Source organism: Pseudotabrizicola sp. (assembly GCF_030684215.1).
Taxonomy (GTDB): Bacteria; Pseudomonadota; Alphaproteobacteria; order Rhodobacterales; family Rhodobacteraceae; genus Pseudotabrizicola.
Genome location: NZ_JAUXOV010000013.1, coordinates 33,113 through 58,825 on the forward strand (window position 1 = coordinate 33,113; position 25,713 = coordinate 58,825).

Genomic DNA, 25,713 nt, shown 5'->3' on the forward strand with positions numbered 1-25,713 from the left:
CTTCGCCTTGCAGCTTAGAATGCCTCGGCAGGCAAGGCCATGACAGTCTCTGCCCCGGTTTCGATCCGTGCGAGGTGCATGGTGCACGCGGGCAGCTGCCGGGCCATGTAGAAGCGCCCGGTGGCAATCTTCGCCTCCAGATAATCCCGATCCGAATGGCCAGCATCAAGCGCCTCATAGGCGGCTTTCGCCATCCGAGCCCACATCAGCCCAAGGCAGACATGACCCATCAGGTGCATGAAGTCATACGAGCCTGACAGCGCCGCGTTCGGGTTCTTCATGCCCGACTGCATGAAGAACATGGCGGCTTGCTGCAACTGTTTGGAGGCCAGTTTCAGTGGCTCAGCAAAGCCCTTCATCCGGTCGTCGCCGTCATGGGCCTTGCATTCGGCTTTGACCATGTCGAAAAAGGCCATGACATGTTTGCCACCATCCTGTGCCAGCTTGCGGCCGACAAGGTCCAACGCTTGGACGCCATTGGCGCCTTCATAAATCATGGCGATCCGGGCATCGCGGGCAAACTGAGACATGCCCCATTCTTCGATATAGCCATGTCCGCCAAAGACTTGCTGGGCCTGCACGGCCATTTCAAAGCCCTTGTCTGTCTGGAACCCTTTGACCACTGGGATCATCAGGCTGACCAGACCCTCAGCCGCGGCATCGCCCTGACGGACCGAGCGGTCGATCAGGTGGGCGGCCCAAAAGGTAAGGGCGCGGGCGCCTTCGACAAAGCTTTTCTGCTCCATCAGGTTGCGGCGGATATCGGGGTGGACAATCAGTGGATCGGCGGGGCCCGACGGGTTTTCGGCCCCGGTCACGGCCCGGCCTTGCAAGCGGTCGCGTGCATAGGCCAGCGCGTTCTGATACGCGGCTTCGGCCTGAGCATAGCCTTGCAGGCCAACGCCCAAGCGCGCTTCGTTCATCATTGTGAACATGGCGCGCATGCCTTTGTGCAGATCACCCAAGAGCCAGCCCTTTGCCCCGTCATAGTTCATGACGCAGGTGGCGTTGCCGTGAATGCCCATCTTTTCTTCGATCTTGCCGCAGGACAGGTCATTGCGCGCGCCAAGAGAGCCATCTTCGTTTACCAGAAACTTTGGCACGATGAACAGAGAGATGCCCTTGGTGCCCTCCCCACCGCCCGGCGCTTTTGCCAGCACCAGATGGATGATGTTGTCAGCCAGGTCATGTTCACCGGCCGAGATAAAGATCTTCTGACCTGTGATCAGGTAGCTGCCATCGTCTTGCGGGTCGGCCTTGGTGCGCATCAGGCCCAGATCGGTGCCGCAATGTGGTTCGGTCAGGTTCATGGTGCCGGTCCAGTCGCATGACACCATCTTGGGCAGATACATCGCCTTTTGCTCGGCTGTGCCATGGGTGTGGATCGCGGAATAGGCGCCGTGGGTCAGGCCCTGATACATGTTGAACGCCATATTGGCCGACACGAATATTTCACCCACAGCAGAACCCATCAGATAAGGCAGGCCTTGACCGCCGTATTCCGGGTCGCAGTCCAGCGCGGTCCAGCCGCCCTCTTTCATGGCCTTGAAGGCGGCGTCAAAGCCTTTGGGTGTGCGCACAACGCCGTTTTCCAGAACGCAGCCTTCACGGTCGCCCGACGCATTCAGCGGTGCCAGCACGTCAGACGCGACCTTGCCCGCCTCTTCCAGCACGGCTGCGGTGAAGCTTTCGTCCAGGTCGGCATATCCGGGGGTGTCGGCTTGGGTCACCTTCAGGACATTGTGCAGCAGGAATTGCATATCCTTGACGGGGGCGGTGTAAGTTGGCATCGGCGCTCTCTCCCTTAAGCAGTCTTTGTGTTTACTCTGCCGCACGGCGCAGGCCGGCGATCATCGCCCCGCCCGCGTCAAGTTCGGACTTGAGTTCAGTGATGGCCACACCCAGTTCGGCGTGCTGCGCCTCCATCTGGGCGAGTCGTTGTTGGGCCAGTTCATAGGTGCGGATGGTCTGGGCGTGGTTCGATCCGTCACGGTCATACAGATCGAGGATCTGGCGAATATCTTCCAGACTGAAGCCAAACCGCTTGCCGCGCAAAATCAGCGTCAGCCGGGCGCGGTCGCGCCGGGTGAACAGACGGCGTGTGCCGTCGCGCTGCGGAAACAGCAATTCTTTCGCCTCGTAGAACCGCAGCGTGCGCGGCGTGACTTCAAAAGCGTCACACATCTGGCGAATGCTCATCAGGTCATTTGTCATTGTCATTCACTCTCGAACACAAAACATCTGACCAGCAGATGTGTGCTTTCCGGTGAGCATACTAGAGTGCTTGACGTTAACGTAAATGTAACGTCACGTCAGAAAACCGGGTGACGTGATGTCAGGTCAATCGAGTTTTGACAGCGCTTCTACCGTTGTGCCCCGCAGCGCGCGCAGATCGTCAATCGTGGCATCCAGCTCGGCCTTTTGCAGTTCCAGCGCGCCAAGCTGGCGGTCTGCGAGGCCAAGAAACGTCTCATACTGCGGGCGGGTGCCTTGTTGGCGATACATCAGCAGCCATTGCCGGATTTCCTCAAGACTGAAGCCAAAGCGCCTTCCGCGCAGGATCAGCGTCATGCGGGCCAGCTCGCGGGGGCCATAAAACCGGGCGCGGCCTTCTTTGTCTGGGGACAGCAGTTCGATGTATTCGTAATAGCGAAGCGTGCGCGGGGTGACGTCAAAGCGGGCGCACATTTCCTTGAAACTCAAACGGCTGGTGTCGGTCATGGCGGTCCTCCGTCTGGTTAGACTAAGCCGGGATCAACCTGCGCGCAATGTCAAGCGCAGCATTCGCGTCTTGCGGTGGCGGCCGAAGCGGGGATTATGGGCGGCAAGGAGCCACCATGACCGACATCATCCGTATCGCGCGACAGTTCATCGAAGCCATTCCACATGCCCGCGCGCTCGGGATGGAGTTTGAAAGCCTTGGCGACGGCAAAGCGGTTATTTCCATGCCATATGATGCCCGCTTCATCGGCGATCCGGCCACGGGGGTCATTCATGGCGGCGCGGTGTCGGCGCTGATGGATACAGCATCGGGGGCGGCGGTGATGTGTCATCCGACGGCCCCTGTCTCAACCGCGACGCTGGATTTGCGGATCGATTATTTCCGTGCCGCAACGCCGGGGCACACCATCACTGCGCGGGCGGATTGTTACCAAGTGACCCGCTCGGTCGCCTTTGTGCGGGTGACGGCCACGGATGAAGACGAGACGCGGCCCGTCGCCGCCGCGACCGGAGCCTTCACGCTGGATCGGCCAAAGGAGGGCGCAAAATGAAGTCGCCCCGCCCTGAACCCGTGCAGGTGATCAAGCAGCGGCGCGATGCGGCCTTGCGAGGTCTGCTCTCTGGCGTGCCCTACATCTCGTATCTTGGCATTCAGTTCGACCGGCGCGGTGATGAATTGACCGCGATCTTGCCCTTTGATGACAAACTGATCGGCAACCCGGCGATTCCAGCGCTGCACGGTGGTGTGACCGCAGCCTTTCTGGAGGTCGCGGCGATCATTGAATTGGCATGGGGCAGCCTCTGGGAAGAGATGGAAGCCGGACGCGTTGACCCTACGGCGGATATGGGGCCGGTCCGTCTGCCCAAGACGATTGATTTCACAGTTGATTATCTGCGTGCAGGTTTGCCGCGTGATGCCTATGCCCGTGCGCGGATCAACCGCTCGGGCCGACGCTATGCTTCAGTGCATGTCGAGGCATGGCAAGACAACCGCTCTCGCCTGTTTGCCCAAGGGACCGGGCATTTCCTGATGCCGCCGCCCCACGGTGCGCCAGCAGAATGACCGCTGTTACCAATGCGCGGGTCTGGGCGATTTCGTGGCCGTTCATCCTGTCCAATGTAACGGTGCCGATTCTCGGGGCCGTTGATACGGCGGTGGTGGGGCAGTTGGGGGCGGCCGCCCCGATCGGAGCCGTTGGTCTTGGTGCTGTGGTTCTGGCGTCATTCTACTGGATATTCAGCTTTTTGCGTATGGGTACGGCAGGACTGGCCGCGCAAGCGCATGGGGCGGGCGACCGGGCCGAGCGTGATGCCACGCTGTATCGCGCTCTGGTCATTGCGGCGTGTGCCGGGGCACTAATTGTCGCCTTGCAGTCGGTGGTGATCTGGGCCTCGTTTGAAGTGGCGCCAGCATCGCCGGAGGTAGAGGCTTTGGCCCGCCAGTATCTGCGCATCCGCATGTGGGGGGCGCCTGCAACCATCGCGCTTTATGCGGTAAACGGTTGGCTGATCGCGCTTGAGAGAGCGCGGGCGGTGCTGGTTTTGCAGCTTTGGATAAATGGTATCAATGCCATTCTGGACATCTGGTTCGTGCTGGGTCTCGGTTGGTCGGTCGAGGGCGTTGCCGTGGCTTCATTGATCGCGGAATGGACCGGTCTTGGGCTTGGACTATGGCTGTGCCGCGATGCGTTTGGCCGTGCATTTGGGCCAGCCTTTGCGCGCTTGCAGGATGCGGCAGCCTTGCGCCGGATGGTTTTTGTGAACAGCGCAATCATGCTGCGCACTGTCTTGTTGCAGGGCGCGTTTACCGCATTTGTCTTTTTATCGGCTGGCTTGGGCGATGTGCGTCTGGCCGCCAATCAGGTTCTGTTGCAGTTTCTGGCGATCACAGCCTATGCGCTGGATGGATTTGCAACCACAGCCGAAACCTTGGTGGGTCAGGCCGTAGGGGCGCGCAAGGGCCGCGACATCGACCACGCAGCAGATCTGTCGATGCGCTGGGGTCTTGGTGGCAGTTTGGTGATGGCGGCTTTGTTCTGGTTTGCAGGACCAGCCATTATTGACCTGATGACCACCGCACCCGATGTGCGCGCCGAGGCCCGTTTGTATCTGCCATGGATTGTTGCGGCTCCGCTGATCGGGGTCGCCAGTTGGATTTACGACGGCATTTTCATCGGGGCCACCCTGACGCGGGCGATGCTGAAGGTGGTTGCCCTGTCCGTCGCCTTGTATGTCGTTTTGATCGCGACTTTGATCGAACCCTACGGTAACCATGGCTTATGGGCAGCCCTTATGGGGATGAACGCTGCACGCGGGGCCGCAGCGTGGTTGCTTTGGCGTGGCGCCCGCCCAAAGCTCAGCGTTTGAGGAACCGGAATGCGGCGGATGCGCCGTAGCCTGCAAGGACAGCGATCAGTAACGAGAGCAGACCGTATATCAGTGGCTGGTCACGCGACAGGTTGAACAAAAACCGCTCCAACCCCTCTTTGCGCACGTTGATCTGCCTTTCTATCCGGTCCACCACCTGACCATCACGGGTCAGGAAAATGCGGACACGATACATCCCCTCGGTGAGGTTGGCAGGCAAGATCACATCGGTGCGGAACAATGTGGCTTGGGTGAATTGCACCGACCTTTCATTCAGCCGGTAACGGCCTTCGCTCTCGCGGACCCTGATCAGCGCTTGCAGAAAGTCTGGCGCGTTCTGGGCTTGTTGCGAGATACCCACGGCCCTGATCGCGCGCGGAATGGTGATCTGGTGGCGCAGGTTTTCTGTCTCGCTCAGAATGTCGCGCAGATGGCCTGTGGTTGCGATGGCATAAAACGACGGCGCGCTGGTGACCTGAACCGCCTCTCGGTTGATCCAGATGCCCGCCGTCCGCTCTTTCTTGCGTACCGTGATCGGCGTTGAGGGGCCCTCGACCGTGATGATGACATGCAATGCCCCCGGAGGCGCAGGCGCGGTGCGCCGCACGGCCCCATAGATCAGGATTTCCGACCCCTCAAAATCGGCCGTTATCGACACGCGGTTCTGGCTAAGGCCCGCCACAATATCCTCGCTTGCCGCCAGAGCGGGCAGGGCTGAAAGCAACCAAAGCAGCGCCGCCCGGATCATGGCAATAACCCCGGCGTAATAGTGTAAAGCTCGGACGGGCGCAGCAACAGATCCAGCGCAATCTTGGCCGCAACCCCAAGCACCAGTAGCGATAGCAGAATCCGCAATTGCTCGGCCTTCAGCCGACTGCTGACCTGCGCGCCCAATTGCGCGCCGATGACTCCGCCAAAGATCAGCAGAACCGCCAACATCATATCCACCGTATTGGCGGTAATCGCATGCATCAGCGTGGTGAAGGCGGTGACAAAGATGATCTGGAACAGCGATGTGCCGATCACAACCTTGGTCGGCATGCCCAGCAAATAGATCATCGCGGGCACCATGATAAAGCCGCCGCCAACCCCCATGATCGCGGCCAGAAAGCCGACCAACGCCCCCACAGCCAAAGGCGGCAGGACCGAGATATACAAGCCTGATGCACGAAACTTCATTTTGAATGGCAGGCCATGCACCCAGTTATGGGTGTGCGACCTGCGGATCGGCCCGCCGGGTTTGTTCGACCGGCGAAGTGCGATCACCGATTCCCAGAACATCGTTAGACCAATCAGGCCCAAAAACAGCACGTAGGACAGTTGCACAAACAGATCGACCTGACCCGCCGCAGTCAGTCTGGCAAAAAACCAGACCCCGCCCGCTGATCCGAACAGACCGCCCGCAAGCAGCACAAAGCCCATAGGGAAATCCACAGCCTTGCGTTTCACTTGCGCCAGAACGCCCGAAACGGAGGAGGCCACCACCTGATTGGCCCCTGTCGCCACCGCAATCGCCGGAGGGATGCCGATGAAAAACAGCAAAGGCGTGATCAGAAAACCACCCCCCACACCAAACAGCCCTGACAAAAACCCCACGACTCCGCCAATTCCCAAAAGCAGGAACAGGTTGACCGAAATATCGGCAATCGGGAGAAAGATCTGCATGTCAGGCCCCTGCGGGCGAAAGAGCGGTCAGTCCAAAGGGTTGCGCGCCTTTGGCAGTGAAGTCAAACGCCGATCCGCCTCATCGGAGTGTGGTCAGGAAATGACGCAGAATGCGTTCCAGTTTTGCCGCACCCATCGGCGCCATGGCCTTGGTGTGCTCGTGGCTGATCTGCTCGTCAGACATGCCCGCGGCCATGTTGGTGATGGTAGAGATCGCAGCGCAGCGCAGACCAAGAAAACGCGCGAGAATGATTTCGGGCACGGTTGACATACCTACAGCATCTGCCCCGAGCAGCTTGAGCATGCGGATTTCCGCAGGGGTCTCGAACGATGGGCCGGAATACCACGCGTAAACGCCATCTTTGATGTCGATGCCTTCCGCCAGCGCACTGGCGCGTAACGCGCTGCGCAAATCTGCGTTATGGGCATCTGTCATAGGCACGAAACGGGCATCGGTCGGCTCGCCGATCAGCGGGTTCAGCCCGTTATAGTTGATGTGATCTGACAAGAGCATCAGATCACCCGGCGGTATGTCCGGGCGCATCGACCCGGCCGCATTGGTCAGGATCAGATCTGTCGCCCCCAGATCTTTGAGCACGTCCAGCGCCAGACGCATCGCGGCCGGATTGCCCTTCTCGTAATAATGCTCGCGTGCGCCAAACACAGCCACCCGCACGCCTTCGAGTATGCCGATATGCAAGTTCGGATTGTGGCCTGATACAGCGGCATGTGGGAAGCCGGGCAAATCGGCGTAGGGAATGGCCACGCCTTCCACCGCATGTGCAAGATGGCCGAGACCAGAGCCAAGGATCAGCCCCAGCCTGACCGGTGCGTCGCCTGCTCTTGCTCGGATCAGGCCGATGGCTTCGGATGTGGCGCTCATTCTACGTTCCTTTTTCTTGCGGCACTGCCGGGGGCGCTTCGCCCCCCGGCGGGTGGACTTAAAAGTGCCGTCTACCGTTCCTTGACATAGGGCTGGCCCCCGGCGCGCGGGGGGATCGCCTTGCCGACAAATCCGGCAAGCACCAGCACAGTCAGGATATAGGGCAGGGCATCCAGCAATGGCACCGGCACCTTGACCTGCACCACGGCCTGCACCACGTCGGGCCGCAGGGCGAGCGCCTGGAAGAAGCCGAACAGCAGGCAGGCCCACATTGCCGCCACGGGGCGCCATTTGGCAAAGATCAGTGCGGCCAGAGCGATATATCCGCGCCCGGCTGTCATTTCTCTGCCAAACCCTGCCTGGAGCGCTGTTGCCATGTAGGCGCCCGCGATGCCGCACAAAATGCCCGTTATGCCGACGGCAGCAAAGCGCAGACCGATGACCGACACGCCTGCCGTATCCACCGCCGCCGGGTTTTCACCCACGGCACGCAAGCGCAGGCCAAAGCGGGTGCGGAACAAGATCCACCATGTGAGCGGTACGATAAGAAACGCCATATAGACGAGCACTGAATGGCCGGAGATCACTTCGTAGTAGAGCGGACCGATCAGCGGCACATCGCGCATTGCCTCAGCCCCCGGCAAGGTCAATGGGTTGAAGCGCGCGGCACCGGTCAGCGGCGGGGTGCGGCCGCCCTGACGAAACAATGCCTGCGCGATCAGGACGGTCAACCCGGACGCAAGAAAGTTCAGCGCCACACCAGAAATCAGTTGGTTGCCACGAAAGGTGATGGCGGCAATCCCATGCAGGGTCGCAAACAGCAAGGATGCCCCCATTCCGGCCAGCAATCCGGCCCAGGCCGACCCTGTGAGCGCGGCGACGGCACCCGCCGACATCGCGGCGGCCAGCATCTTGCCTTCCAGCCCGATGTCGAAAATGCCGGCACGCTCGGAGTAAAGCCCCGCAAGACAGGCCAGCAGCAAGGGAGTTGCTAGCCGGATGGTGGTATCAAGCACTTGCAGAAGTGTCGCGTAATCCATCAGGCTGCCCTCATCGCTTTGGCTGATCGGACAAGGCCAAAGGCGCGTTGCAGTATCATCCGCACCATCATGTCCAAGGCACCTGTGAACAGGATCACCAGACCCTGCACAACGATGCGCATCTCGATCGGGATGCTGGTCCAAAGACCAAGTTCTGCGCCGCCCTGATAAAGAAATCCGAAAAGCAGCGCCGCCAGCACCACGCCAAACGGATGGTTTCGCCCCATCAGCGCCACCGCGATGCCGATGAAACCGGCCCCTTCGGACGAGTTTTGCAAAAGCCGCTCTGCCTCACCCATCACATTGTTAATGCTCATCATCCCGGCAAGGCCGCCGGAAATCAGCATTGCGATAATTGTGATCCTAACCGGATTGATGCCTGCGTATTTCGCGGCTGCCTCTGACTTGCCAAAGGCGCGTATCTGGTAGCCCAACCGCGTGCGCCAAAGCATGGCCCAGATGACCACCGCCATGGCCAATGCGATCAGCAAAGTGATATTCGCAGGGACAGGTCTTTGAAAAATAAGGTTAAAGCCGGGAATGTCGTTCAGCGCAGGCAAATTCGTGCCTGACGGGAACCGGGCCGAGGCAGGGTCCATCTGACCCGTTGGCCGCAGCACATCCACCAGCAAATAGACCAGAAGTGCCGCGGCGATATAGTTGAACATGATCGTGGTGATCACGATATGGCTGCCGCGCTTTGCCTGTAGATAGGCCGGGATTGCTGCCCATGCCGCACCAAACAGCGCGGCCCCGGCCGTTGCCGCGACAAGCGCAATGCTCCAGTGCGGCCATGGCAAGGACAGGCAGACCAATGCCACACCTAGACCGCCAAGCTGCGCCTGCCCTTCGCCGCCAATGTTGAACAACCCGGCATGAAAGGCCACCGCTACCGCCAGCCCGGTAAAGATGAAGCTGGTTGCATAATACAGCGTATAGCCCCAGCCATAGGGTGAACCGAGCGCGCCATCGACCATGACCTTGAACGCCTCGACCGGGCTTTGCCCTATGGCAAGCAGCACAAGTGCTGAAATGATGGCTGCAAAAAGCAGGCTGACCAGCGGCACCAATGCCACGTCGGCCCATCTTGGCAAACGGTCCATCAGGCGGCCTCCCCCGTGTTTTCGCTGGTCATGCCCGCCATCAGCATCCCCAATTCCCGCTCATTCGTGGTGGCAGGGTCGCGCATGCCCATGATTTGTCCGTCGAACATCACGGCAATACGGTCTGACAGCGACCTGATTTCATCCAACTCGACACTGACCAGCAAAATCGCTTTTCCTGCATCGCGCAGGGCCACAATCTGTTTGTGGATGAATTCAATTGCGCCGATATCGACGCCGCGCGTGGGCTGTCCGATCAGGAGCAGATCCGGATTTTGCTCGAACTCGCGGGCAACAACGATCTTTTGCTGGTTGCCGCCAGAGAAACTCTTGGCCTCCAGCGTGCAGATCGGTGGGCGCACATCATAGGTGGCCATCTTCTTTTCTGTATCCGCGCGCAAAGCGTCATTATCCATGAACAGCGCCGATTTCTGATACTTGGGGTCGTTGTGGTAGCCAAAGGCGACATTTTCCCAAGCCGTGAAATCGAGGATCAGCCCATGGTGGTGGCGATCTTCGGGCACATGAGCAATTCCGGCTTCACGCCTGCTTTGCCCATCGGCACCGGGGCCGGACAGGGGCAATTCCACCCCGTTGAGTGTGATTTTTCCAGTGGCTTTTGCCATTCCACCCAAGGCTGCCAACAAATCGGATTGTCCGTTGCCCGCAACCCCGGCGATTCCCAGAATCTCGCCGGCACGGATTTCGAGGCTGATGCCTTTCAGCCGCTCTACCCCATCCTCATCGCGCACCCGGAGATTTTCGACCGACAGAACCACTTTGCCCGGCACGGCTGGAGTTCTTTCCACTTCCAGCAACACTTTGCGGCCCACCATCAGCTCGGCCAGTTGCTCTGCGCTGGTCTCTTTGGTTTTCACTGTGGCAACCATCGTGCCGCGTCGCATGACGCTTACATTGTCGGTGGCCTCCATGATCTCGCGCAGTTTGTGTGTGATCAGAATAACGGTTTTACCCTGATCCCTCAGCCCACGCAGGATGCGGAACAAATGGTCCGCCTCATCCGGGGTCAGAACGCCGGTCGGTTCGTCAAGGATCAGAATATCGGCCTGCCGGTACAGCGCCTTGAGGATTTCGACCCTTTGCTGATGGCCGACAGACAAATCTTCAACCAATGCATCTGGGTCCACGTCCAGCCCGTATTCTTGCGCCAGTTCCTTGAGCACCCGCCGCGCCTTGCCCAGCGAGGTGTTCAACAGCGCGCCATCTTCGGCACCCAGAACAATGTTTTCCAGCACAGTGAAGTTCTGCACCAGCTTGAAGTGTTGGAAGACCATCCCGATACCGGCGCGAATGGCGCTCTGGCTGTCGGGGATCGGGGTCAGCTTGCCGCTGACATAAATCTCGCCGTTGTCGGCTTTGTAGAACCCGTAAAGAATCGACATCAGCGTCGATTTCCCGGCACCATTTTCACCGATGATGCCGTGAATAGTGCCCTTTGGCACTGCGATGTTGATGTCCTTGTTTGCCTGAACCGGGCCAAAGGCTTTGGAAATGCCTTTCAGCTCGATGGCAAAGGGGGCGGCAGTTGCCTGCCGCCCCAAAGTGTTCGCGTCAGCCGCCATCAGAAAGTGGCAGCCGGGCACGAGTTGTCGGACATGTAGTCGTGAACGACCAGTTCGCCCGATTTGATCTTTTCGGCAGCCGCATCGACGACAGCCTGCATTTCAGCAGTTACCAGTTCTGCGTTGTTTTCATCCATCGCATAACCAACACCCTCGGACTTGAGATCCAGCACGTTGATGCCGGGGGAAAGCTCGGTACCTTCAGAGAAGGCGTTGTACACGGCCACATCCACACGCTTGAGCATCGAGGTCAGGATCTTGCCGGGGTGCATACCGTTCTGGTTGCTGTCGACGCCAATCGCAAGAATGCCTTCGTCAGCCGCTGCTTGCAGGACGCCCACGCCAGTGCCGCCGGCTGCGGCATAGACCACATCAGCGCCTTGTGATTTCTGACCTTTTGTCAGTTCAGCGCCCTTGACCGGATCGTTCCAAGCGGTCGGCGTGGTTCCGGTCATGTTCAGCACGACCTTTGCATCGGGGTTCGCCGCAAGGACTCCCTGCGCATAACCGCACCCAAAGCGACGGATCAGCGGAATGTCCATACCGCCGATGAAGCCAACGGTCCCGGTCTTTGAGGCAAGAGCTGCCATCATGCCCACAAGGTAGCTGCCCTCATGTTCGGTGAAAACCACTGATTTCACGTTGGGCTGGTCCACAACCATGTCAATGATCGCGAATTTGGTGTTGGGGAAGTCTGGCGCCACGGAGTTGAGAACATCGCCAAAGGCAAAGCCCGTCATCACCACAGGATTCGCACCCGCTTCTGCCAGGCGACGCAAAGCCTGCTCGCGCTGGGCCTCGGACTGCATCTCCAGTTCCTTGTAGCTGCCGCCGGTTTCCTTGGCCCACAATTCGGCGCCGTTATAAGCTGCCTCGTTAAAGGATTTGTCGAATTTGCCGCCCAGATCGTAGATCAGCGCCGGTTCCGCAGCGACTGCGCCAGCGGTCAGGGCCAGCGCACCAGCTGCGCCCAAAAGGTGCTTCATCATGGTCATGGAGAATCTCCCGGTTGTCATTAAGACGTTTACGTTTTTTGTTCCCAAGGCCAGCCGCCAACGCGGCTGACCCCGATCATTGCCAATTTAGGTCAGGGTCGCGTCAAAGGGTCAAGTGCCATTCGAAAGGCGCCGCGCGTCTTTTGATCTTTCGATCAAATACTGGGCGGCCCCGGCAATGGGTAACGCGGCGTCAAATGGCGCGCGACAGAACAAGCGCGTCATCAGACTCACCGTCTGGCGCGCTGTAATACTGCTTTCGGCGACCCGCCAAAACGAATCCCGCCTGTTCGTAAAGGGCGATGGCCGGTGTGTTGCCGGCGGCGACCTCCAGGAACGCATGTTTCGCGTCACGTGATCCTGCCTCGGCAAGAAACCCCTGAACCAGCCGTGAGCCAATTCCCCGGCGTTGATTGGTGGGCAAAACGGCCAATGTCAGCAGCTCCGCTTCTCCGGCCACCGCGCGGCCAAGAAGAAACCCACCCGATTCGGACAGCAGGAAGACATGTGGGCTGTAGAGCAGCGCCTTGATTTCAGACGCATTCCAAGGGCGCGGCAGAGTAAAGCAAGCCGCGTGAATGGCTGCAAGCTCTGCTGCCTCAGGCATCAAGAATCACCGGGGGAGGATCGCTTGGCGGGGCGGCATCAGCGCCGCGCAGATAGAATGGGGCAGGCCGGGGCTGGGGGCTTGCCAGCCGCGTTGCAGTGATTCGTGCGATGGCTTCGACAAGCGGCATCGGCTGTGGCACAGCCTCAGCGTTGAAATCCGCGGCCGCAGACCCAGTGACCGGGCCCGTCCGCACAAAACCGGCCCGCGGCTGCAACCGTGCAGGCTCTGGCCCGTCTGCGCCGAAATGCTGGGCATAAACCTCATCGCGCCGCGCGTCTTCAACGACCGTCAGGGGGCGCGGCAGGCCATGGGCCAGGGCTTCAAACCGGGTGACGCCGATGGCGGGCACACCCAAAGACAACGCCAGTCCGCGCGCCGCAGCGACAGAAATGCGGACTCCGGTGAAATTCCCCGGCCCGGTGCCAACTCCGATCGCGGCAAGATCATGCCAGCCAATCCCGGCCTCGGCCAGAACCTCCTCCAGCAAGGGGATCAGGCGTTCGGCCTGACCCTTTGCCATGTCTTCTATGTGGATCAGACAGCGGCCATCTGGCAAAAGCAAAGCGGCGGCGCAATGCGCCGCCGATGTGTCGAATGCCAGAATAGTTTCAGGCGGCAACCGGGCGCACCTCGGTGACCTCTGGGATATAGTGGCGCAGCAGGTTCTCGATCCCCATTTTCAAGGTCAGAGTCGAAGACGGGCACCCTGCGCAAGCGCCCTGCATGTGCAGGTAAACCACACCACGTTCAAAGCCGTGAAAGGTGATGTCGCCACCGTCTTGCGCCACTGCAGGACGCACGCGGGTATCCAGCAATTCCTTGATCTGGCGCACGATATCGCCATCTTCGCCGGTATGCTCGGCATGGCCGCCAGCGGCTTTGGCCTCACCTTCCATCACCGGAGCGCCAGATTGGTAATGCTCCATGATCGCGCCAAGGATCGCGGGCTTGATGTGCTGCCAATCGGTCTCATCGGTTTTGGTCACGGTCACGAAATCGGTGCCAAAGAACACGCCTGTAACACCGCCCGCCGCAAAGATGCGCCTCGCCAGCGGCGATTTATCTGCCGCATCGGCATTCGGAAAATCTGCGGTGCCAAGTTCCAGCACGGTCTGGCCGGGCAGGAATTTCAGCGTTGCGGGGTTCGGGGTCGACTCAGTCTGGATGAACATGGCTATCTCCGACAGTTCCACTCGGATATGCGCCTTGAGGGGGCACAAGTCAACCTTTCGCCCCCTTAATCGGTCGCCTCATCCGATCCGAAATAAGCATACATCGTGTCCAGCGCGGTCAGGTCGCGCAGCTTTGAATGCGCATGCTCGGTGGCTGTAATAGTGCAATAGTCCACCGTGGCGCTTTGTGCGCGCTGAAGCGCGGTAAGTGGCGCGGCGATTTTGTAAAACGTGTTCGGCGATGTAAGAGCGGTCATGGCGTAAGCCCCTTTCTGCTCTCCTCCCTGCATTGAACCTATGCCTTGCTGCGTCGCAGCAAAAGGCCAGCTCCTGCATTTCCGTCCTGCGTCCCGCGCATGGGTCAGCTTGCAGGGGTCAGGTAATCCGCTCCAGCCGTTCTTTTGACATCTCGCCGGGAACGATGGTGATTGGAATGGGCAAGCCGCCCGCATTTTTCGACATCTGGGTGACCAGCGGGCCGGGGCCGGATTTGTCGCTTCCCGCCCCCAAAACCAACACGCCGATCTGCGAATCTTCGTTAACCAGCTTCAGGATTTCCGAAACCGGGTCACCTTCGCGGATTTCCAGTTCCGGGTTTACCCCCTGTTTGTCGCGCATCCATTTGGCGAACACCTCAAAATGCGCCTCGATCCGTTCGCGCGCTTCGGCCCGCATCAGGTCGGCGACCCCCATCCAGTGCTGAAACTCCTCGGGCGGGATGACCGACAAAATCGTGACCCCCGCGCCTGTATGGGCCGCGCGCAACGCGGCAAAACGCATCGCGTTCAGGCATTCCCGGCTGTCATCCAGCACGACAAGAAACTTCCGCATGTGTGATCTCCCCAAGCGGACGCATCATGGCGGATGGCCGGGGGGGCTGGCAAGCCTTTGTCATAGGTCAGGCAAACCGCCGGGCAGCATCCAGCGCAAGCCCAGTGCCAACACTGCCGAACATATCGCCCGTGGTAATCGGCGTGCCCGGCAGGCATCGTGCAACCGCATCGCGCAACACGGGCAGACTGGCCGAACCGCCGGTCATGAAAACCGTGCCGATATCACGCGGGGCCACGCCAGCCTGCCGCATCACTTCGGCCAGGCCCGAGGTCAGGCGCAAGACAGGCGTGGCCACTGTGTCCTCAAACGCTGTGCGCGACAGGGGTTTGTCGCGCCCCCCAGTAAAGGTGGCGATGGCGATTTTGGTCTGGCTTTGGTCTGACAGGGTGATCTTTGCGGCCTCGGCTGCCATGGCCAGTGCGTGACCGTGGCGTTGCTCCAGAACGGACAGCATGCGGTCCAGCAACTCGGGCTGCACCGCGCGCTGGCGCAGTTCCTTGATTTCGCGTGCAACACCCGGCGCATACATCGCGTTGATCCGGTGCCAACTTGCCAGATCGAGGTAATAATGCTGTGGCATCGGGGCCTTGCCACCATGCACCAGACTGCCAAGCCCCAGATCAGGCATGATATGGTCAAGGCTCAGCAGCCGGTCCAGATCGGTGCCGCCCAGCCGCATGCCATGATTTGCCAGAATGTCGCCGCTGCGGTCCGCCCGCCGCGCACCATCAGGAGAGACGCGGATCACCGAAAAGTCGGTGGTGCCGCCGCCAATATCGACGATCATCACGAGTTCTTCTGCGGTGATCCGGCTTTCATAATCCAGCGCCGCCGCGATCGGTTCAAATTGAAACCCCACTTGGGTAAACCCCGCCTCACGCGCGATGGCCTCCAGCACATCCTGCGCGGCCTGATCGCCCGCCGCATCGTCATCGACGAAATGCACAGGCCGCCCCAGCACCACATGATCGGTGCCGGGCTGTGCCACCTCCAGCTTGGCGCGAAGTTGGCCGAAGAAGCGCCCGATGATCTGGGTAAAGGCAATAGCCCGGTTGCCGACGCGGGTTTTCTCATGGATCAGGTCCGACCCCAGCGCGCTTTTCAGACCGCGCATCAGCCGTCCGTCATCGCCCTCGACATAGGCTGCCATCGCGGCACGGCCAAATTGCGGAGGCGCGCCGTCGGCATCCCAGAACACAGCCGAGGGCATGGTAACATTGTCACCCTCCAGCGCAATCAGTTGCGCGCCGTTCCCGGCAGGGATTGATACGGTGGAGTTTGAGGTGCCGAAATCCACCCCGCAAACGCGTGCCTGTGCCATGCTGCCCCCTGATCGCAAGCGGGCGGACGTAAGCCGTTTGGCGGGCGCTGTAAAGGGCTAGTCAGCCTCGGCCAGCAGGGCTGCCAGATCAAAGCGCGCGTTGACCATCGCAAGCGTGCCGCTGGCATCGCGGGGCCATTCGGTCTCGGGCCTGTCCACATACAGCTCCACCCCGTTGCCATCGGGGTCGGTCAGGTAAATCGCCTCGCTCACCCCATGGTCGGCGGCGCCATCAATTGGCCAGCGCGCCTCGACCAGCCGTTTGAAGACCTGCGCCAGAGCTTTGCGGTCGGTGAATAGGAACGCGGTGTGATAAAGGCCGGTGTGCCCTGCAGGCGGCGGGGTGCCGCCCGCGCTTTCCCAAGTGTTCAGCCCGATATGGTGGTGATACCCACCCGCCGCCAGAAACGCGGCCTGCGGCCCATATCGTTGGGTGACACCAAAGCCCAGCAGACCAGAGTAAAAGCCGATGGCACGGTCGACATCTGCCACTTTCAGATGGACATGCCCGACGCGGGTTCCGGGGTGAATGCTGCTCATCTTGCCCTCCTGTGGGCGGTTACTGTGATGTGGTGAACATACGCCATTCGTTGTCGGTGCCATAGCCACATGTGCGCACAGAAGGTGTGAAAAAAGGCCCCCGATCCGGGGACTGGATCGGGGGCGAACAGGCGGGGCTGCGTCGGGGCCGGGGATTGACCCGACTGGCAGCAAAGAGGGGGACAGGCCCACCCGTCAACCTCAGGCTTAGCGCGGGTTGGAATCAGTCATGTGACACGGGCGCGCAAGGCCCGGATAAGTGCGGTCTGCACCATGCCTGCCAGAATCAAAGCCAGTGAAATCAACGCGCCGACAAGGCCGACGATCAGGCCAATCGCCGTGTCGCTGATCCGAATCGTGGCCCGCAGTAGCCGCGATTTCCCCAAAACCTCGGCCCGCGAGACCGTTTTGGCCCCCAAGGCTTCGGATGCGCGCGCAAGGCGTCTGGCGTCCACCGCGTCATCCACCAATGGCAGCAGGTGCAACGCTGGTACCGGCCCGGTGGCGTCGGCCACCCGGCCAAGGTCACTGGCGGTTTCAGCCACCGGGCGCAGCGCATCGGTTCGCACCAGTGCCACCACATCATCCGCACCGCGCACCTTTGGCAGGTCTGCCCAGCGGATGCCGTCGGTCATGCCATTGGCCAGCCGCGCGGCCAGCGCAGGTGACAGCCGGCCCATGCCTCGCGCCAGCCGGATCGTTGCCGTTCCGGCCTTCAGCGTCATCGAGGTGCCACCCGACGCCACGATCGCCGCTGTCGCCCCCAGCCCGATGACCGACAGCCCAAGGTCAAGCTGATCAATCGGCTGGCCCATGCTGTAGTCGGCGCCAGCCTTCACCACCCCCCGCACATCCTCTACCGGGGTCAGCAGGATCGGGGCCTTGCAGACCAGCGCAGTAGACAGGGTGCAGGTGCTGATATCCCAGAGGCAGCTGAGGCAATCGCCTGACAGCGCCAAAATGCCCGAGTCTTCTTCCCAGGCTTCGGCGTAGCCCGCAGGCAGGGGGTGGCCCTGTTCGATTGCCACCTCGGCCAGCGCCTGCAAGGACACCCAGTTGCGTGGCACCTCGGCCAGTCGTACGTTGATCAAAGTGTCAAGCCGTTCAGGGGTCGCCGTGCGCGCCATCATCCGGTCAGTCAACGCCTCGATCTCGGCGGCTGTGCGGTCGATAATGGGGGTGAGTGCAGGGTTTTGCGCGATCTGGAGGCCAGAGCGCAAGGTCATCGAAAGCGACCCGGCAAACATCAAAAGCAAGAAGAACCGGGTAAGGCGTTTCATTTTGACCAGCATAGCAAGTCAACGGCTCCGCGCACAGTAACATTGGCAAGACCGGGGCGGCGCAATGCCACCCCGGTGCTCAGCGTCGTGACCGGATCATGCCGGTGATGTCATAAACGCGGTCCAGAATCGGCCGTGCAATCGCGTCAGCCCGGTCCGCGCCGTCGCCAAGAATCCTGTCGATTTCGGCGGGATCTTGCATCAGACGGTTCATCTCGGTCGTGATCGGTCCCATGACAGATACCGCAAGTTCGGCCAGTTTTGGCTTGAAGGTGCCAAACTGTGCGCCCGCATTTTCGGTGATCACCTCGGCAGCGGTCATCCCGGCCAAGGCCGCATAGATATTCACCAGATTGCGCGCCTCGGGCCGGTCTTTCAGCCCGTCAAGGTTATCGGGCAGCGGCTCTGGATCGGTCTTGGCCTTGCGGATTTTGCTGGCAATCGCATCGGCGTCATCGGTCAGGTTGATGCGCGACTGGTCCGACGGGTCGGATTTCGACATCTTTTTGGTGCCATCGCGCAAAGACATGACGCGCGTCGCCTCGCCCTCAATCACCGGCTCGACGATGGGAAAGAAGGCAACGCCGTAGTCATGGTTGAACTTGGCGGCGATGTCGCGGGTCAGTTCCAGATGTTGTTTCTGATCCTCACCCACTGGCACATGGGTCGCATGATAGGCCATGATATCGGCGGCCATCAGGGCGGGGTATGCGTAAAGGCCAAGGGAAGCGGCCTCGGCATTCTTTCCGGCCTTATCCTTGAACTGGGTCATCCGGTTCATCCAGCCCAGACGCGCGACGCAGTTGAACATCCACGCAAGTTCGGCATGGGCCGATACCTGAGACTGGTTGAACAGGATCGACCGCGCCGGATCAACACCCGAGGCGATAAAGGCCGCCGCGCCTTCGCGGGTTTGCTGGCGCAGCTTGGCAGGGTCTTGCCAGACGGTGATCGCGTGCATGTCCACAAGGCAATAAATTGTCTCGATGCCCTCATTCTGCTTTTCGGCAAAACGCTTCAGGGCACCAAGATAGTTGCCAAGGGTCAGGCCGCCCGAGGGTTGGATGCCCGAAAAAATACGCGCTGGGAAAGCCTGAGGCGTTTGGACCGGCTCGGCCATTGTGGTCTCCATCTGGATAAAGCTGCTGCGCTGGCGTAATCCATGGGCAAGGGGGCGTCAATCGGGACCGACCCCGCGCCGGAGAACGCCATGCAAGACCTCAACGCCGCCCCAATTAACCCGCTGCCGCTGGTGGTCTGGGTGCTTGCCCTGCCGATCATCGCTATGGAGTTGGTGCTAAGTGCCGCAGGCGCCGGGTTGCTGGGCGGGGCCGAGGGGATTGGCTGGCGTTTGCAGGCGCTGGAACGCTTTGCCTTTTCACCGGACCTGATGCGCTATTTTCTGGACACCGGGCAGTTTCCGCTCGACGGGGTGCACAGGCTGGTCAGCTATCCGTTTGTGCATGGCAATCTGACCCATGTGGTCTTTGTGGTCGTTATCCTGCTGGCGCTGGGCAAGATGGTGGGTGAGGTGTTCCGCTGGTGGGCAGTCCTGCTGATCTTTTTCACCTCGGCTGTTGTAGGGGCCTTGGTCTACACTTTGGTTCTGCCGGGGGTCCGGGCACCGCTAATCGGTGGCTATCCGGCAGTTTACGGGTTGATCGGCGGGTTTACCTTCTTGCTTTGGGTCAATCTGGCGGCGGTCGGGGCTAACAAATTCCGGGCCTTTACGTTGATCGGGTTCTTGTTGGGCATTCAGCTTTTGTTTGGGCTGCTGTTTGGCGGGGGATATCAATGGGTGGCCGACCTGACCGGGTTTGCGACAGGGTTTGTGCTATCGTTCGTGGTCAGCCCCGGCGGTTGGGCGCGGGTTTTGGAAAAAGTGCGTCAGCGGTAGGTGCCCTCTGTGCTGCGTTTGCCTTTCCAACATTAAATCAAGTGGTTGGTTTTTCGCTAAGGCATTTCCCTTTGTGGCCGGTCATCCAGCCCTGCGGCTTCGATCGCGGGGAAGCCCGGATGGAGGCCGGGTCAGTTCGGTTTGCGGGTGAGCCCGGCCTTGAAATCCGAGAGCCGGAACGCGCCGATCATCGCACCAATGGCAAAATAGCTGACAATGCCGGCGCTGATGAGCAAGGCCAGACCCAGATAGCGCAGACCGTCGGTTCCCAGCATCGGGCCAAGCATGGTCATGGCACCAAACAACACTACCCCCATCGCAAAGGCCGCCAGCACGATCCGCCATGACCTGGTGCGGAACCGGTCGTCAAACTGCGCCTCTGGCCCCATGCCGCGACTACCGCGCCAAAGTTGCCAGACCATCACCCATGCGGAAAGCGTGGTCGCCAGCGCTGCCGCGACAAAACCGATCACCGGCATCAGGCCAATGGCAATCGCAGCATTGATCACCATGCATATCACGGCATAGCGGAATGGGCGTCGCGTATCCTCGCGCGCATAATACAGCGGTTGCAGGACCTTCTGAAACACAAAGGCAGGCAGGCCCAGACCATAGGCGGCCAGCGCCATGGCGGTATTGGCGGTATCATCGGGACCAAAGGCTCCGCGCTGGAACAGCACCGCGCACAGCGGCATAGCGATGACCACTAGCGCCACCGCCGCCGGAAATGTCAGTGCCAGCGCAAATTCTGTCCCGCGATTAAAACTGTCTCGCCCGCCCTGTGCATCGCCTGCCCGCAACCGCCGAGACAGGTCGGGAAGCAGCACCGTGCCGATCGCAATGCCGACCACGCCCAAGGGCAACTGATACAGTCGGTCGGCATAGGACAGCCAGGCCACCGCGCCTTCGGTGAAGCTGGCGACCTGGCGGCCCACCAACAGGTTGATCTGGATGACGCCACCCGCCAGCACGGCAGGGGCGGCGACGATGAACAGGTGTTTCAGCTCTGGCGTCATCTTCGGCCATGACGGAACCAGTGCAAAGCCGACGCGCGACGCCGCCCACCATGTAAAGGCGAATTGAGCCACCCCCGTCACCGGCACCGTCCACGCCAGTGTCAGCCCCATATCCCAGCCAAAATGATTGGCCAGCAGCATGGAAGCGATAAACATCAGGTTCATCAGCACTGGCACAAAAGACGCTTCGGTAAAGCGGCCAAAGGCGTTCAGCACGCCCGAGAGCAGGGCCACAAGGCTGATGAACAGGATATAGGAAAACCCGATCCGGCCATAAAGCACCGCCAGATCAAAGCGTTCGTCGCCTGCAAAACCTGATGCCATCGCCCAGACCAGCCATGGCATTGCCAGCGTGCCCAGTAGTGAAAAAACGATCAAAATACCCGCAAGCCCGCTGAACGCATCGCGGGCAAAGCCCTTTGGGTCTTCGCCGCCTTCAAGCTTTTTGGCAAACATCGGCACAAAGGCCATGTTGAAAGCGCCTTCGGCAAAAAACCGGCGGAACATGTTGGGCAATGAAAATGCGATCAGAAACGCCTCGGCCACCGGGCCTGCGCCCAGGAATGCAGCCATCATAATGTCGCGGGCAAAGCCTGCGCCGCGTGACAGCAGCGTCCAGCCGCCGACCACCATGATCGAGCGGATCAGGCGGATTGGTTTCATTGTGTGGCCCGTTCCTTGCCTTCGGTGATGGCTTGGCGCAATTTCTTTTCCAGCGCGTCCTGTTTGGTTTTGGCGTGCATTTTAAGGCCGAACATGTCTTTCACATAAAAGCTGTCGACCACCTGCGCGCCATATGTCGCGATCACGGCGCTGGCAATGTAGATGTTGTTGTTGGCCAAGGTGCGGGCCAGGTCATACAAAAGGCCGGGTCGATCACGGGTATCGACTTCGATGATGGTGTAGATGTCCGATCCTTCGTTGTCGAAGGTAACATGGGTCGGAAAGCGGAATTCGCTGTCGCGCTTTTTCACCTTATCGCGGTCTTTGAGCGCGTCACGCGCGACGACTTCGCCACGCAAGGTTTTGTCGATCATGCTACGCAGGCGTGGCAGGCGTGCCTCGTCATAGGGTTTGCCTTCGATATCCTGTATCCAGAACACCGCCGTCGCATAGCCGTCTTTGGACGTATAGGTGCGGGCATCGACCACATTGGCCCCGACCAGCGCCAAGGCCCCGGCCAGCCGTGAGAAAATTCCCGGATGATCGGCCAGCGCAAAGGCGGCGCGGGTGGCGTCGCGGTCGGGTTCGGGGTGCAGGTCGATGCGAATCTCGTCATCGGCCAGCCCGCGCAGCAGGCGGGCGAACACGGCTTGCGTGTCGGTCGGCAGGCCCTGCCAATAGGGCGGGTAGTGGCGCGACAGTTCGGCGCGGATATCGGCTTGCGGCCAGTCAGACAGCGCCTCACGCAGGGCCTTTTTGCCCTCATCCTCGCGTTTGTCTCGGTTGATGTTTTCCAGCCCGTTTTCCAGCGCGCCCGCTGTTTCGCTATAGAGCCGCCGCAGCAGCATCGCCTTCCAGTTGTTCCATGTACCGGGGCCAACGCCGCGGATGTCGCAGACGGTCAGCACAGTCAGAAGATCCAGCCGCTTGCGGGTTTTCACCGCCTTGGCAAAATCGCGCAACGTGCGTGGGTCACCGATGTCGCGCTTTTGCGCCATGTCGGACATCAAAAGATGATAGCGGACCAGCCATTCCACGGTTTCCACTTCTTCTGCCGTCAGGCCAAGACGTGGTGCGATCCGGCGGGCCATCTGCGCGCCGATGATGGAGTGATCTTCGGGTTTGCCCTTGCCGATGTCATGTAAAAGAAGCGCCACATACAGCACTTTGCGGTTCACGCCCGCGTCAAGGATGCCAGAAGCGACGGGCAGTTCCTCGACCAGTTCGCCGCGCTCGATTTGGGCCAGAACACTGATGGTCTGGATGATATGCTCATCCACCGTGTAATGATGGTAGACGTTGAATTGCATCATCGCGACGATGCGTTCAAAATCCGGAATAAACGCTCCCAACACACCCAGTTCGTTCATCCGGCGCAGCGCGCGTTCTGGGTTGCCGTGTTTCAGCAACATGTCGATGAACAGGCGCACCGCTTCGGGGTTGTCGCGCATGTCGTCATCGATCAGATGCAGATTGGCGGCGATCAGGCGCATCACATTGGGGTGCAGCAGATATCCAGTGCGCAGTGCTTCTTCAAAGATCTGCAGCAGGTTCAGCTTGTCGGAAAGAAATGCATCGGGGTTGATGACATCAATCCGGCCCTGCACCAACGCATAGCCTTCACGCACCCGCTTTTTGCGCTTGAAGATGCCGAACAGGCTGGCTTCTGGCTTGGCATGGCGGGCTTCAAGTTCGGTCAGAAAGATACGGGTCAATTCACCGACGCGGGTGGCGTGGCGGAAATAATCCTGCATGAAGATTTCAACCGCGCGACGGCCGTTTGCATCGCGGTAGCCCATACGGGCAGCAACCTCGACCTGCAGATCAAAGGTCAGCTGGTCCATGGCGCGTGCAGCGATATAATGCAGATGGCAGCGAACGGCCCAAAGGAATTCCTCGGCGGTGCGGAAGGTGTCGTATTCTTCAGGGCGGAACAGGCCGATGGCTACCAGCTCGCGCGCGGCAGGAACGCGGTGCAGGTATTTGCCGATCCAATACAGCGTTTGCAGGTCGCGCAAGCCGCCCTTGCCCTCTTTGACGTTCGGCTCCAGCACATACCGCTGCCCGCCCTGACGCTTGTGGCGCTCTGCCCGTTCTGCCAGCTTGGCCTCAATGAACTCCGGGCCAGTGTTGCGGAACAATTCATTCCACAGCCGATCGCCCAGTTCGGTGGCAAGGGCTTCGTACCCGGCGATAAAGCGATGCTCCAGAAGGGCGGTGCGAATGGTTACATCTTCGCGCCCCAGACGCAGGCAGTCTTTGACCGTGCGAGTGGCGTGGCCGACTTTCAGCTTCAGATCCCACAGCATGTAAAGCATGGATTCGACCACGCTTTCAGCCCATGGCGTTGTCTTCCATGGAGTCAGGAACAACAGGTCCACGTCTGAGGCGGGGGCCATTTCAGCGCGACCATATCCGCCAACCGCCAGCACTGCGATGCGTTCCGCCTCGGTGGGGTTGGACAGCGGATGCAGCCAGCGGCACGCGACCTCTAGCGCTGTGCGCACCAATCCGTCGGTCAGAACCGACTGGCCCAGCACCAGCGCGCGGGCATCATGTGGGCGCAAGGCAAACGCTTCCGCCAAAGCCGCGTTCCCATGCGCGCGGGCCTCGGTCAGGTGACGGACTGCGATACCGCGCAAGGCACGGCTGTCAGTGGCCGAGGGCACTTCTTGCGCAATGGCGTCAAGGCAGGCGGCGGTGTCGATGATCTGGGTCGGTTGCAAAAGCATATCCGGCGCAGCCATAGCCTTGGTTGCGCCGGAAGTTGGCGATTGTGTTATGGCGGCACGCGCCATGGTGTTGCCTTATGACCCGAAGCCGCCGAAGCTGCGCGGCGCGGGGTCGATGATCACAACCTGATTGTTGCGGATCTGTGCCACGGCCAGACCACGTTCGTTCTGCCCGTCAGAGCGCAGGCGGAAGACGCCGTTGACACCAACAAAACCAGCCGATTGGGTCAGTCCCTGCCCGGTCAGCGCATTCGGGCGGCCTTGTTTCAGCAAGGCCCCGATGGCGGCAATACCATCATAGGCCAGACCGGAAATCGGGTGTGGTGCCTCGCCGAAGGCGGTCTGATAGCGGGATTGGTATTGTTGATAAAGTGCCGGATCGGGCAATGCGAACCAGCCCCCCTGTACGCCGGGCAGAGCAAGCGTGGCTTGCGGGATATCCCAGCGGGTCAGGCCAATAAACTGGGTCACAGCCGGGCCAAGCCCGTTGTCGGACAGCAGCTGGCTGACCAGCGGCAACGCGCCCGCTGTATCAGCGGTCAGGAACACTGCATCTGCGCTGTTTGCTTTGGCGGCAGCCGCAAGCCGTGGCGCGGCCGAGACCACCCCATTTTGGGAAAACTCATATGAGCCGACCGCCACGACCGAGCCACCAGCGCGGGCCACGCCCTGTTCAATCGCCACGCGGCCCAACTGTCCGGCGGTGTTCTGGTCATGCACGACCATGATCCGGCGTTTGCCGTTGCGAACAGCATAGCTCGCCAGCCGCTGAGCGGTGTTGCCGAAGGTGGGGCCAAGGATGAAGACGTTGCCTCCGGCGATGTCGGGGTTGTTCGAGAAGGCCAGCACGTTGACGTTACGCGCACGGGCTGCGGCCCCGGCCGCGTTCGCCTCCTGGGCGAAAACCGGGCCAAGGATGATCTTTGCCCCGTCATCAATTGCTTTGGTTGCCATGGCCTGCGCTGTGCCGGGCTGGCCAGCGGTGTTGTAAACGCGCAGGTCAATCCTGTTGCTGCCAAGATCGGAGATTGCCAGCCGCGCGGCGTTCTGCAACGACCGCGCCAGTAACTCGTCGCTTGCCTGACCGGACCCCGAGGGCACCAGCAGCGCCACAATGACAGGGGCGGACGAATCAACGGACGGCCCACCGGCACCGGGGCCAGTGGTTGGTTGGCAAGCGGCCAGGGCAAGAGCGGCAATGGCAAGGGCCGCATGACCCAGCGACTTGCGGGCACGGCTTATAACAGACAACATATGTGCTTCCTCTTCCCGAACAGCGCAGCTTTGAAGG

General features: G+C 60.5%; 26 protein-coding genes. 4 read left to right on the forward strand and 22 right to left on the reverse strand.

Going from position 1 to position 25,713, the window contains the following annotated elements:
* Positions 1–14: 14 nt before the first annotated feature.
* The 3 genes from Q8K08_RS01055 to Q8K08_RS01065 form a co-directional block, all read right to left on the reverse strand.
* Complete coding sequence (locus Q8K08_RS01055; protein ID WP_304799312.1) at positions 15–1,790, reverse strand: acyl-CoA dehydrogenase C-terminal domain-containing protein; 1,776 nt, start codon at positions 1,788–1,790, stop codon at positions 15–17.
* Between the two features lie 31 nt (positions 1,791–1,821).
* The gene (locus tag Q8K08_RS01060) at positions 1,822–2,214 is read right to left on the reverse strand and encodes a MerR family DNA-binding transcriptional regulator (RefSeq protein WP_305248948.1); all 393 of its coding nucleotides are present in this window, start codon (positions 2,212–2,214) and stop codon (positions 1,822–1,824) included.
* A gap of 126 nt (positions 2,215–2,340) precedes the next feature.
* On the reverse strand, positions 2,341–2,721 hold the full coding sequence (locus tag Q8K08_RS01065; protein WP_304799315.1) for a MerR family DNA-binding transcriptional regulator: 381 nt from the start codon (positions 2,719–2,721) through the stop codon (positions 2,341–2,343).
* A gap of 116 nt (positions 2,722–2,837) precedes the next feature.
* Here Q8K08_RS01065 and Q8K08_RS01070 point away from each other — a divergent pair, with 116 nt between their 5' ends.
* The 3 genes from Q8K08_RS01070 to Q8K08_RS01080 are packed head-to-tail and all read left to right on the forward strand — an operon-like array spanning position 2,838 to position 5,088.
* Positions 2,838–3,272 (forward strand): PaaI family thioesterase, encoded by a 435-nt coding sequence (locus tag Q8K08_RS01070; RefSeq protein WP_304799317.1) that lies wholly within the window; start codon positions 2,838–2,840, stop codon positions 3,270–3,272.
* Positions 3,269–3,784, forward strand: a complete 516-nt coding sequence (locus Q8K08_RS01075) for a PaaI family thioesterase (RefSeq protein WP_305248924.1) — start codon at positions 3,269–3,271, stop codon at positions 3,782–3,784. The genes Q8K08_RS01070 and Q8K08_RS01075 overlap by 4 nt, the downstream gene beginning before the upstream one ends.
* A complete protein-coding gene (locus tag Q8K08_RS01080) occupies positions 3,781–5,088 on the forward strand; it encodes an MATE family efflux transporter (protein ID WP_305248925.1) in 1,308 nt (435 codons plus the stop codon). Before Q8K08_RS01075 ends, Q8K08_RS01080 begins: the two co-directional genes overlap by 4 nt.
* Here the strand turns inward: Q8K08_RS01080 and Q8K08_RS01085 are convergent.
* The 16 genes from Q8K08_RS01085 to trpS form a co-directional block, all read right to left on the reverse strand.
* The gene (locus Q8K08_RS01085) at positions 5,078–5,836 is read right to left on the reverse strand and encodes a TIGR02186 family protein (protein WP_305248926.1); all 759 of its coding nucleotides are present in this window, start codon (positions 5,834–5,836) and stop codon (positions 5,078–5,080) included. The two genes, Q8K08_RS01080 and Q8K08_RS01085, sit on opposite strands and share 11 nt — an antisense overlap.
* On the reverse strand, positions 5,833–6,753 hold the full coding sequence (locus tag Q8K08_RS01090) for a sulfite exporter TauE/SafE family protein (RefSeq protein WP_304797275.1): 921 nt from the start codon (positions 6,751–6,753) through the stop codon (positions 5,833–5,835). The genes Q8K08_RS01085 and Q8K08_RS01090 overlap by 4 nt, the downstream gene beginning before the upstream one ends.
* A 79-nt stretch (positions 6,754–6,832) precedes the next feature.
* Positions 6,833–7,636 carry a purine-nucleoside phosphorylase gene (locus tag Q8K08_RS01095; protein ID WP_305248927.1) on the reverse strand — a complete coding sequence of 268 codons (804 nt, stop codon included), beginning with the start codon at positions 7,634–7,636 and terminating at the stop codon, positions 6,833–6,835.
* A 71-nt stretch (positions 7,637–7,707) separates the two neighbouring features.
* Entirely contained in the window at positions 7,708–8,676 is a 969-nt protein-coding gene (locus tag Q8K08_RS01100; protein WP_305248928.1) for an ABC transporter permease, read from the reverse strand.
* Entirely contained in the window at positions 8,676–9,779 is a 1,104-nt protein-coding gene (locus tag Q8K08_RS01105; protein WP_305248929.1) for an ABC transporter permease, read from the reverse strand. The genes Q8K08_RS01100 and Q8K08_RS01105 overlap by 1 nt, the downstream gene beginning before the upstream one ends.
* The gene (locus tag Q8K08_RS01110; RefSeq protein WP_305248930.1) at positions 9,779–11,362 is read right to left on the reverse strand and encodes an ABC transporter ATP-binding protein; all 1,584 of its coding nucleotides are present in this window, start codon (positions 11,360–11,362) and stop codon (positions 9,779–9,781) included. Before Q8K08_RS01110 ends, Q8K08_RS01105 begins: the two co-directional genes overlap by 1 nt.
* Positions 11,362–12,357 (reverse strand): BMP family protein, encoded by a 996-nt coding sequence (locus tag Q8K08_RS01115; protein WP_304797284.1) that lies wholly within the window; start codon positions 12,355–12,357, stop codon positions 11,362–11,364. The genes Q8K08_RS01110 and Q8K08_RS01115 overlap by 1 nt, the downstream gene beginning before the upstream one ends.
* Before the next feature lie 193 nt (positions 12,358–12,550).
* The gene (locus Q8K08_RS01120; RefSeq protein WP_305248931.1) at positions 12,551–12,964 is read right to left on the reverse strand and encodes a GNAT family N-acetyltransferase; all 414 of its coding nucleotides are present in this window, start codon (positions 12,962–12,964) and stop codon (positions 12,551–12,553) included.
* A complete protein-coding gene (gene tsaB, locus Q8K08_RS01125) occupies positions 12,957–13,586 on the reverse strand; it encodes a tRNA (adenosine(37)-N6)-threonylcarbamoyltransferase complex dimerization subunit type 1 TsaB (protein WP_304797288.1) in 630 nt (209 codons plus the stop codon). The genes Q8K08_RS01120 and tsaB overlap by 8 nt, the downstream gene beginning before the upstream one ends.
* A complete protein-coding gene (locus Q8K08_RS01130) occupies positions 13,576–14,139 on the reverse strand; it encodes a NifU family protein (RefSeq protein ID WP_305248932.1) in 564 nt (187 codons plus the stop codon). The genes tsaB and Q8K08_RS01130 overlap by 11 nt, the downstream gene beginning before the upstream one ends.
* 65 nt (positions 14,140–14,204) lie before the next feature.
* Positions 14,205–14,396: a hypothetical protein gene (locus Q8K08_RS01135; protein WP_304797292.1), complete on the reverse strand. Its 192-nt coding sequence runs from the start codon at positions 14,394–14,396 to the stop codon at positions 14,205–14,207.
* Between the two features lie 118 nt (positions 14,397–14,514).
* On the reverse strand, positions 14,515–14,970 hold the full coding sequence (locus Q8K08_RS01140; protein ID WP_304797294.1) for a universal stress protein: 456 nt from the start codon (positions 14,968–14,970) through the stop codon (positions 14,515–14,517).
* Positions 14,971–15,037: 67 nt separating this feature from the next.
* Complete coding sequence (locus tag Q8K08_RS01145) at positions 15,038–16,294, reverse strand: Hsp70 family protein (protein WP_305248933.1); 1,257 nt, start codon at positions 16,292–16,294, stop codon at positions 15,038–15,040.
* Positions 16,295–16,351: 57 nt separating this feature from the next.
* Positions 16,352–16,834, reverse strand: coding sequence for a VOC family protein (locus Q8K08_RS01150; RefSeq protein WP_304797298.1), 483 nt, complete (start codon positions 16,832–16,834; stop codon positions 16,352–16,354).
* A 227-nt stretch (positions 16,835–17,061) separates the two neighbouring features.
* Positions 17,062–18,114 carry a hypothetical protein gene (locus Q8K08_RS01155; protein WP_305248934.1) on the reverse strand — a complete coding sequence of 351 codons (1,053 nt, stop codon included), beginning with the start codon at positions 18,112–18,114 and terminating at the stop codon, positions 17,062–17,064.
* A 79-nt stretch (positions 18,115–18,193) separates the two neighbouring features.
* Positions 18,194–19,234 carry a tryptophan--tRNA ligase gene (trpS, locus tag Q8K08_RS01160; protein ID WP_305248935.1) on the reverse strand — a complete coding sequence of 347 codons (1,041 nt, stop codon included), beginning with the start codon at positions 19,232–19,234 and terminating at the stop codon, positions 18,194–18,196.
* A gap of 90 nt (positions 19,235–19,324) precedes the next feature.
* Here trpS and Q8K08_RS01165 point away from each other — a divergent pair, with 90 nt between their 5' ends.
* A complete protein-coding gene (locus tag Q8K08_RS01165) occupies positions 19,325–20,011 on the forward strand; it encodes a rhomboid family intramembrane serine protease (RefSeq protein ID WP_304799999.1) in 687 nt (228 codons plus the stop codon).
* Positions 20,012–20,142: 131 nt separating this feature from the next.
* Here the strand turns inward: Q8K08_RS01165 and murJ are convergent, their stop codons facing one another.
* From murJ to Q8K08_RS01180, 3 genes are read right to left on the reverse strand one after another with little or no spacing between them, the layout of a single operon-like run.
* A complete protein-coding gene (murJ, locus tag Q8K08_RS01170; protein WP_305248936.1) occupies positions 20,143–21,690 on the reverse strand; it encodes a murein biosynthesis integral membrane protein MurJ in 1,548 nt (515 codons plus the stop codon).
* Positions 21,687–24,437, reverse strand: coding sequence for a [protein-PII] uridylyltransferase (locus Q8K08_RS01175; protein ID WP_305248937.1), 2,751 nt, complete (start codon positions 24,435–24,437; stop codon positions 21,687–21,689). The genes murJ and Q8K08_RS01175 overlap by 4 nt, the downstream gene beginning before the upstream one ends.
* Before the next feature lie 60 nt (positions 24,438–24,497).
* Positions 24,498–25,676 carry a penicillin-binding protein activator gene (locus Q8K08_RS01180; RefSeq protein ID WP_305248938.1) on the reverse strand — a complete coding sequence of 393 codons (1,179 nt, stop codon included), beginning with the start codon at positions 25,674–25,676 and terminating at the stop codon, positions 24,498–24,500.
* Positions 25,677–25,713: the final 37 nt, after the last annotated feature.

Coding starts and splice junctions, on each gene's coding strand:
- Q8K08_RS01060 (WP_305248948.1), bottom strand. CDS start 2,214: ATGACAAATGACCTGATGAGCATTCGCCAGATGTGTGACGCTTTTGAA.
- Q8K08_RS01120 (WP_305248931.1), bottom strand. CDS start 12,964: ATGCCTGAGGCAGCAGAGCTTGCAGCCATTCACGCGGCTTGCTTTACT.
- Q8K08_RS01115 (WP_304797284.1), bottom strand. CDS start 12,357: ATGACCATGATGAAGCACCTTTTGGGCGCAGCTGGTGCGCTGGCCCTG.
- Q8K08_RS01075 (WP_305248924.1), top strand. CDS start 3,269: ATGAAGTCGCCCCGCCCTGAACCCGTGCAGGTGATCAAGCAGCGGCGC.
- Q8K08_RS01135 (WP_304797292.1), bottom strand. CDS start 14,396: ATGACCGCTCTTACATCGCCGAACACGTTTTACAAAATCGCCGCGCCA.
- Q8K08_RS01145 (WP_305248933.1), bottom strand. CDS start 16,294: ATGGCACAGGCACGCGTTTGCGGGGTGGATTTCGGCACCTCAAACTCC.
- Q8K08_RS01130 (WP_305248932.1), bottom strand. CDS start 14,139: ATGTTCATCCAGACTGAGTCGACCCCGAACCCCGCAACGCTGAAATTC.
- Q8K08_RS01085 (WP_305248926.1), bottom strand. CDS start 5,836: ATGATCCGGGCGGCGCTGCTTTGGTTGCTTTCAGCCCTGCCCGCTCTG.
- murJ (WP_305248936.1), bottom strand. CDS start 21,690: ATGAAACCAATCCGCCTGATCCGCTCGATCATGGTGGTCGGCGGCTGG.
- Q8K08_RS01140 (WP_304797294.1), bottom strand. CDS start 14,970: ATGCGGAAGTTTCTTGTCGTGCTGGATGACAGCCGGGAATGCCTGAAC.
- Q8K08_RS01100 (WP_305248928.1), bottom strand. CDS start 8,676: ATGGATTACGCGACACTTCTGCAAGTGCTTGATACCACCATCCGGCTA.
- Q8K08_RS01110 (WP_305248930.1), bottom strand. CDS start 11,362: ATGGCGGCTGACGCGAACACTTTGGGGCGGCAGGCAACTGCCGCCCCC.
- Q8K08_RS01070 (WP_304799317.1), top strand. CDS start 2,838: ATGACCGACATCATCCGTATCGCGCGACAGTTCATCGAAGCCATTCCA.
- Q8K08_RS01055 (WP_304799312.1), bottom strand. CDS start 1,790: ATGCCAACTTACACCGCCCCCGTCAAGGATATGCAATTCCTGCTGCAC.
- Q8K08_RS01155 (WP_305248934.1), bottom strand. CDS start 18,114: ATGAAACGCCTTACCCGGTTCTTCTTGCTTTTGATGTTTGCCGGGTCG.
- Q8K08_RS01150 (WP_304797298.1), bottom strand. CDS start 16,834: ATGAGCAGCATTCACCCCGGAACCCGCGTCGGGCATGTCCATCTGAAA.
- Q8K08_RS01095 (WP_305248927.1), bottom strand. CDS start 7,636: ATGAGCGCCACATCCGAAGCCATCGGCCTGATCCGAGCAAGAGCAGGC.
- Q8K08_RS01105 (WP_305248929.1), bottom strand. CDS start 9,779: ATGGACCGTTTGCCAAGATGGGCCGACGTGGCATTGGTGCCGCTGGTC.
- Q8K08_RS01165 (WP_304799999.1), top strand. CDS start 19,325: ATGCAAGACCTCAACGCCGCCCCAATTAACCCGCTGCCGCTGGTGGTC.
- Q8K08_RS01065 (WP_304799315.1), bottom strand. CDS start 2,721: ATGACCGACACCAGCCGTTTGAGTTTCAAGGAAATGTGCGCCCGCTTT.
- Q8K08_RS01180 (WP_305248938.1), bottom strand. CDS start 25,676: ATGTTGTCTGTTATAAGCCGTGCCCGCAAGTCGCTGGGTCATGCGGCC.
- Q8K08_RS01090 (WP_304797275.1), bottom strand. CDS start 6,753: ATGCAGATCTTTCTCCCGATTGCCGATATTTCGGTCAACCTGTTCCTG.
- trpS (WP_305248935.1), bottom strand. CDS start 19,234: ATGGCCGAGCCGGTCCAAACGCCTCAGGCTTTCCCAGCGCGTATTTTT.
- Q8K08_RS01175 (WP_305248937.1), bottom strand. CDS start 24,437: ATGGCTGCGCCGGATATGCTTTTGCAACCGACCCAGATCATCGACACC.
- Q8K08_RS01080 (WP_305248925.1), top strand. CDS start 3,781: ATGACCGCTGTTACCAATGCGCGGGTCTGGGCGATTTCGTGGCCGTTC.